Source organism: Mojavia sp. (assembly GCF_059505145.1).
Genome location: NZ_JCACKA010000008.1, coordinates 1 through 7,455, shown reverse-complemented (window position 1 = coordinate 7,455; position 7,455 = coordinate 1). Strand labels below are relative to the sequence as shown.

Below are 7,455 nucleotides of genomic sequence, written 5' to 3'. Positions count from 1 at the left end.
TTTCCTTCTACATTTTCTCAGAAATGGTAAATCTTCCAAAACTGGATGCTCCCAAATGAAAAATGAAATCCCTAAAATTATTTATAATTTGATTGTCTGGGGAGTTATACAAATGCTGATTTTTGGGCTGAGTCTAGCTCTGAACCCTGGGCTGGTTTTTGGGTTACTTTATGGGCTGATTTTTGGGTTACTTTATGGGCTGATTAATGCTTTATTTGGTGAGAGAATAGAGTATAAACTTGAAAATATAGGTTTAATTAAGTCTAATATTTTTTTTAACATAACCATTATAAAATGGATGATTTATGGGCTGAGTCTAGGACTAATTTATGGGCTGATTAATATGCTAAATCCTGGGCTGAATCCTGAGATGATTAATGTGCTGATTAATGGGCCGATTCCTGCGCTGAGTCTAGGGCTGATTTCTGGTTTGATTTCTGGGTTGCTTGGAGATAAAATTAAAGCAATTGAAACCCTAAAATTTTCTTATCATAATTTCAAAAATGCGCTGATTTCTGGGCTGATTTTGGGACTAAGTGTAGGGCTGATTTATGGACTAAGTGTAGGGCTGATTTTTGAACTGAGTGTAGGGCTGAGTGTATGGCTGATTTCTGGGCTGATTTTTGGATTTCATGGATTAGAGATAGAAAATAAAACTATCCCTAATCAAGGTATTTGGCAATCTGCTAAAAATACAGTCAAATTATCAGCCTTGTTATTTTTACCTTCCATAATATTAGTCTTCTGGATTCGACTAAATTGGATTAAACTAACAATTCCAAAAAATAATATTGCCCCTCAAGATTTAATTCTTATGTTAAAGTATGGATTACTTTGGGGATTATTCGGAGGGATAGCTAGAAGTGGAACACCCGTTATTAAACACTTTACCCTACGCCTCGTCCTTTACTTCAACGGCTACATCCCCTGGAACTACGCGCGTTTCCTTGACTACTGCACTGAGCGTATGTTGCTCCAGCGTGTCGGCGGCCGCTATCGCTTCATTCACAAACTCCTACAAAACCACTTCGCCCAAATGGAGTTCAGGCGAGATTAAGAAAGAATTTGCATCTGTTAGCCTAAAAAACAAAGGTGATATTATTTACAATACAACGCTTAAGCCTGCCCAAACAAACCCATGCCAGACTCCCAAGAGCCAAAGACAGTCACCAATAATGACTTGCCTAATTCTCAGTTTGGCGGAGGACTGATTAATGCTGAGTCTGTAAAGGCAGAGCGTATAGGCGGCGATGTCTACAACATATATTTTGGGCATACACCAGTAGCAAGCAATCCAACTCCATCACTGAACCAACAGCAGCGATCGCCTACGGTAGATAACCATTTATTAGAAACAGACGCAAACATATATATCGCACGTCCGCCAATTGAAGACAAATGCTACAACGCAATTGTGCAGCCAGGGGCGTTAATCCGCATCAAAGCCCCTCAGAGAATGGGCAAAACTCTTTTGCTAGAGAAAATATTAGATTATGCCAGAGTGCATGATTATCAAACAGCAAAGCTCGATTTAAAACTAGCTGATGCTGAAAATCTGGCTAACTTAAAAACATTCTTACAATGGCTGTGCGTTGATGTTGCTGACAGCCTAGAGCTAGAACCCCAACTAGACAAACACTGGCAAGAAGTGTTTGGATTGAATAAAAACTGTACCCGCTATTTCCAAAAATATCTACTATCGGTTACAGATGCGCCCTTAGTTTTAGCGATCGACAACTTTGAGAGACTGTTTGATTATCCAGAGATTTTCCCTCAGTTCTGCTTACTGCTGCGGGGATGGTATGAAGCAGCCAAACAAGGTGACAAGATTGGTAACATCTGGAAGAAACTGCGCCTAGTCGTGGTTCACTCCACTGAATCCTACCCGTCTCTAGACACAAATCACTCCCCGTTTAATGTTGGGTTGGCCATTGAGTTACCCGAATTTAACAAGCAACAAGTATTAGACCTTGCCAAACAACAGGGTTTAGATATGCTTGGAGAACAGGGCTTAAATGGATTGATGGGGATGGTTGGGGGGCATCCTTACTTGGTACAGTCTGCGATCGCTCACCTCAAAAGCCAGCAGACAACGTTAGAAGAACTGTTGAGACTTGCCCCAACAGAAGAAGGGATTTTTAGTGACCACCTGCGACAACAACTGTGGCATTTACAACATAATCCCCAGCTTGAGACAGAGTATAAAAGAGTAGTAATGACAGATGCACCTATCAGGCTTGATACTGAAGTGGCATTTAAACTGCACAGCTTGGGCTTGGTCAAACTTGTTAGTAATGATTGCATTCCTAGTTGTGATTTGTATCGTCAGTATTTCTCAAATCGTTTGGGGTAGGTGAGTCATGGTTGACCAGTACATCTTTTCTGGAAGTCTACCTGAAAATGCCAGCACCTACGTTACCAGAGAAGCTGATGCCCAGTTGTATGAAGGGCTGAAGGCAGGAAAATTTTGTTACGTACTAAATTCTAGGCAGAGTGGTAAATCCAGTTTGCGTGTGCGAACCATGCAGCGATTGAGAGAGGAAGGTGTGCAGTGTGCAGCAGTTGACTTGTCTGCGGGTGGGATTCAGAATGTACCTCCTGAGCAATGGTATGCAGATTTAATTGACACGCTCATTGATAGTTTTGGGTTAGATGTAGACTTTGGCGATTGGTGGGAAACTAATCAATTAAACACATTGGTAACAAGATTTCGTAAGTTTCTGGAAGAAGTATTACTTGTTGAGGTTCAAGAGAATATTGTTATTTTTATTGATGAAATTGATAGCGTACTCAGCCTGAACTTTCCCACAGATGACTTTTTTGCACTGATTCGAGCCTGTTATAACAAGCGAGTTGATAATCCAGAATATAACCGTCTCACATTTTGTTTGCTAGGGGTAGCATCGCCTAGTAATTTGATTGAGGATAAACAGCGCACCCCGTTTAATATTGGTCAGGCTATCTCTCTCAAGGGTTTTCAGTTGCATGAAGTTGAACCATTAGAAAAGGGATTGTATGGTAAATTTAGTAGTCCCCAAACCATAATGCAAGAGATTTTGCAGTGGACTGGGGGGCAACCATTTCTGACTCAAAAGCTGTGTCAGTTTATGGTGGAAGAATCGGAGCAACTAAATTCTCGTTCAGTGGAGCAAGTTGTTAGGTTACGGATTATTGAAAATTGGGAATCTCAAGATGAGCCTGAGCATCTACGAACAATTCAAGACAGAATTTTACGAGATGAAAAAAGAACTGGACGCTTATTAGAACTTTACCAACAAATTTTAACTCAGGGTAAAATTAAATGTGATGATAGTCCTGAACAAATAGAAATACGATTATCAGGCTTAGTAGTAAAGCAAGATGAAAATTTAGTTATATATAATCAGATTTATAAATTTATTTTTAATCAAAACTGGATTTTAAATGAACTGACAAATCTACGCTCGCTATTTCATATAGAAGCAATAAATGCTTGGGAAAAATCTGGACGTAAAGACGAGTCTCGTCTATTAACAGGTCAAGCCCTAAAGGAGGTAGAAGCTTGGGCAAGAAATAAAGCTTTAAGCGATCAAGATACCAAATTTATTAATGCTAGCCGAGAATATGAAACTAACCTTGAAAGGCAAAAAAGGGAAATTGCAGAACAAGCAAATCAAATATTATCTAAAGCAAATAAAAAAGCTAAACGTTCAATTTACATTCTTCTTGGAGGAATATTTATTATATTTGGATTGGTATTTACTTTACTACAAAGAATAAAAGTAGCCAATGAAGCTACTAATTTAGAACAATCAGGAATTAATACACTAAGACAATTTGAATTTAACGAAATAGAAGCTTTGATCTCAGCTATAAATGATGGGCAAAATCTAAGGAAGCTCGTTGAAAAAAGTAGTTTTACTCATAAATACCCAACAGTTAAACCTTTATTAGCCTTACAAAAGATTTTAAGTAATATTCATGAGCAAAATCAATTTGCTTTAAACAATGATAAAATTAGAATTTTAAATATTACTTTCAGTTCTGGAAAAATTTACACGGTTACAGCAGAAGAAAATGGTAGTATTAAAATTTGGGAGCAACCAAAAAAGCTACTAATTACATTGCCTACATATCAATACCTAGAGATTAATAATGCAAGTTTTAGCCCAGACGGAAAAAAACTTTTAATTTTAAGTATAAAAAACAGGGAAGCAAAACTAGATTATTTTGATTTGTCAGGAAAGTTACTAAATACATCAACATATAATATTGAAAAAAATGAAAAGATGATTTGGAATATTAATTTTAGTCCAGATGGAGAGTTTATTGCTATCACTGGAGAAAATGGTGTTATAAGAATTTGGGATTTATCAAAAAAAACAGTTACTAGATTAAAGCCATTTAGTTTATCAAGTATTATCAATACTAGTTTCAGCTTAAATGGACAACATATTGCTACAGTTGAATATAATAATCAAGTAAAAATTTGGGATTTTTTAGGAAGACATAAACCTCGGATAATCACTGAAAGAGCTTTGAGCGTCAATTTTAGTCTAGATGGGCAACATATTATAACTGGAGGAAGAGATGGCAAAGTTAAAATATGGAATTTGCTAGGACAGCTAGTTGATAAATGGGAAACTAATCATTTTGGTGTCAAAATTTTAAGCTTCAGCCCTAATGGGAGGTTTCTTGCTACAACAGGATGGGAAGGTACAGTTAAAGTTTGGGATTATTCTTCAAGAAAGCAGCTTGTTGAACTAAAAACTCATCAAAGCAATATTACAAGTTTAGTGTTTAGCAGCGATAGTAAACGTATTGCCAGTATTGATCAACTTAATAATACTATTAAGGTTTGGAATTGGAATAAAGGAAACTCTTCAATAAAGCAATCATTTAAGTTAGACATCCCATCAAATCAATGCTTTAATGTTGCGAGTTTCAGTCAGGATAAAAACACTATTGCTTATTATAAGACCTATGATAATAAAACAGAGCATACTGTGATACTTTCAAATATTTTAGGAGACAAAATAGTTCATTTAAAAGGTTTCAACAATCAACCTATGAGTATAGGTTTTAATAGAGATGGTGAACGTATTGCAGTAATAGATTTTGGTGGTAACATTACTATTTGGGATCGTTTAGGAAATCGCTTAGAACAATGGAACAGTTTTACAGATAAATGGGATAGTAAATCAAATAAATGGATTACAAACTCTGATTTTAAATCTAAACATTTGCGAGATTTTATTGGTATTGGTATAAATTTTGTGCCAGATATATATAGTGATTCTCAAGTTGTTAGTAAAGTACATAATAACTCTCCAGCCAAGAAAAAAGGTATTCAAAAATGTGATACTATTTATGAAATTGATGGGCATTCTACTTCAAATATTAGTGTAAGTGTTTTAGAAAATGCAGTTAAGGGAGCAAAAGGCAAAGCTGTTAACTTTAAATTTATTAGACAAGGTAAAAATAATGTTCATCATACTATTATTAGAGATAAATTTTATCCTCTTAAAACGGATTTTGAAGTGCCAAATTTTTTGAATACATTAAGCATTAGTCCCAATGGAAGATTTGTTGCTGTCGCTTTAGATAAAGGAGTTATAAAGCTTTGGGATCTTACAAATAAGGAAAAAGAAGTTGAACTGAAAGTTAATAGTAAGTTAGATAACCAGAATTTAGATAAAAAGCCTCGCAATCGAATCACAAGTCTTAATTTTAGCCCTGATGGGAAATATCTTGTTGAGGCAAAAGAAAATGGAAGAATATATCTTTGGGAATGGAACTCTTCAAAATCTACTTTTGAGCTAGAAAAAAGCTGGAATAGTTACCAAACTATAATAAAAAATATTCGTTTTAGTCCTAACAATAAGCTTATTGCTACCACAGGAGGAAGAAGTACAATACTTTGGAGCATTTCAGGAGATTATATTACTCAATTGCAAGGTCATCAAGAAAATATCTTAGGTTTAGATTTCAGCAAAGATGCAAATCTTATTGTTACTGCTGGAGTTGATGGCAAAGTCATGCTTTGGACAGCTTTAGGACAGCAAATAGCTGAATATAATTATAAAAATCCTGTTTTGGGGGTTGGTTTAAGTTCTGACGGAAAAAGTTTTACTACAATAGAGTTAGATGGGACAGTACAAAGGCAATATATTCAAGAATTAGAGGAATTGCTTTTAAATAGTTGTCGCTGGCTCCAAGATTATTTTGTTACCCATCCAAAAGCCTCTAAAGTATGTAGCGAATAGTCATATTAATATTAAATAAATACTTGTAACAAAGCTCAATTTTGTGGTGTATACTTTTATGCCTTTGCTTAAAACTACTAGGCGACAAAAGCTAAAGAATGCAATCATTATTGGGGGTATTGAGTAATCAGCTGTTTAACTTCCACATCGCAATATATTCCCAACATTCTGCCAAAAATTTAAAACTCCCCCACCGGATACCGCCGCATCATCTCCGCAACTGCCACCGCCTCACCATCCGGCGTATACACAGTTCCCCCCGACATCGCAATCACAATCCTGTTTTTCCTCGCCCAATCAAACCAATTTTTCACGGCAGATTGAACTTGTGCAGACTCCGGCTTCCGTCCTTCCTTACAAGCTGCCACAAATACAGCTTCCGGTGATTTAATGCCTTTCCAAGTCCGTAACGCTTCCTTCAAGTAGGCGATCGCCCCTGGTACATTCTGCCAGCACCGCTTAACTGTGCGCCCAATCTCTGCATTAAGCCGAAACTGCGGGGTACAAGGTATTTCCCTCAACTGTTGCAGCACTTCCTGAACTTCCTGGTTGCTGGGCTGAATCGATTTTGCCATAGACTCTGAGGCGGAATAATCATCATCATCATCATCAATTAAGTCTATGCTTTGAAAATTTGACACAACCGGGGCGGCGGAAGAACGATCTTCACAAGCATCTGTCTCGGTAGTCGAGTCAACCAGTTCTATGTCTTCAACGAAGTGAGTAATTGGGGGTAACTCTAACTCTGCGGTTTGACAAGCCCCTTCCTGGCCGCAGTCCAAATTTTCGGCTTCCACTTCCTCACTTTTTTCAAGCTCAACAGCAGAGTGTTGCTGTGGCTTTGAAGCTTGAGTATGGTTTCTGTGGTGTTGTTCTATAGTGAACGCCGAATGTTCAGTTTTGCACTTGCCAAGTTCAAGTAGCCTATTCAGTGTCTCAAAGTTTAATTTATACTGCCATGTCCGATCCTGACCATTGCCTGGGTTCTTCTGCTTGGAGATAATACCCATCTCGTCAAGTAGTGTGATCGCACTCCTGATTACATGAAGACTATGCTCACCCATTAGGTCAGCATAAATCCGTTTCAGTGGTTGGTAAATCCAAGCAGTACGGTGGTTCTTGAGCTTCCACTTTGTCCAATGCTTGAAGTATTCGATGGGAGCATCCACTTTTGGCAGAAACACTCAAATAGCAAGTAAACCGTTAAGAT

General features: G+C 37.3%; 3 protein-coding genes and 1 pseudogene. 3 read left to right on the top strand and 1 reads right to left on the bottom strand.

Annotated elements, in window-relative coordinates:
- The 3 genes and pseudogenes from AC5JL8_RS00320 to AC5JL8_RS00310 all read left to right on the top strand — a co-directional run.
- Nucleotides 1-1,057, top strand: a pseudogene (locus tag AC5JL8_RS00320) (hypothetical protein); the annotation flags it as partial.
- A gap of 81 nt (nt 1,058-1,138) precedes the next feature.
- The gene (locus AC5JL8_RS00315) at nt 1,139-2,353 is read left to right on the top strand and encodes an AAA-like domain-containing protein (RefSeq protein WP_495877784.1); all 1,215 of its coding nucleotides are present in this window, start codon (nt 1,139-1,141) and stop codon (nt 2,351-2,353) included.
- A gap of 7 nt (nt 2,354-2,360) precedes the next feature.
- The gene (locus tag AC5JL8_RS00310) at nt 2,361-6,245 is read left to right on the top strand and encodes an AAA-like domain-containing protein (RefSeq protein WP_495877783.1); all 3,885 of its coding nucleotides are present in this window, start codon (nt 2,361-2,363) and stop codon (nt 6,243-6,245) included.
- 179 nt (nt 6,246-6,424) lie between these two features.
- Here the strand turns inward: AC5JL8_RS00310 and AC5JL8_RS00305 are convergent, their stop codons facing one another.
- Complete coding sequence (locus tag AC5JL8_RS00305; protein WP_495877782.1) at nt 6,425-7,414, bottom strand: hypothetical protein; 990 nt, start codon at nt 7,412-7,414, stop codon at nt 6,425-6,427.
- Nucleotides 7,415-7,455 lie beyond the last annotated feature (41 nt).

Excerpts from the sequence above, each read along its gene's own strand:
- AC5JL8_RS00315 (WP_495877784.1), top strand. The coding sequence starts at position 1,139 with ATGCCAGACTCCCAAGAGCCAAAGACAGTCACCAATAATGACTTGCCT.
- AC5JL8_RS00310 (WP_495877783.1), top strand. The coding sequence starts at position 2,361 with ATGGTTGACCAGTACATCTTTTCTGGAAGTCTACCTGAAAATGCCAGC.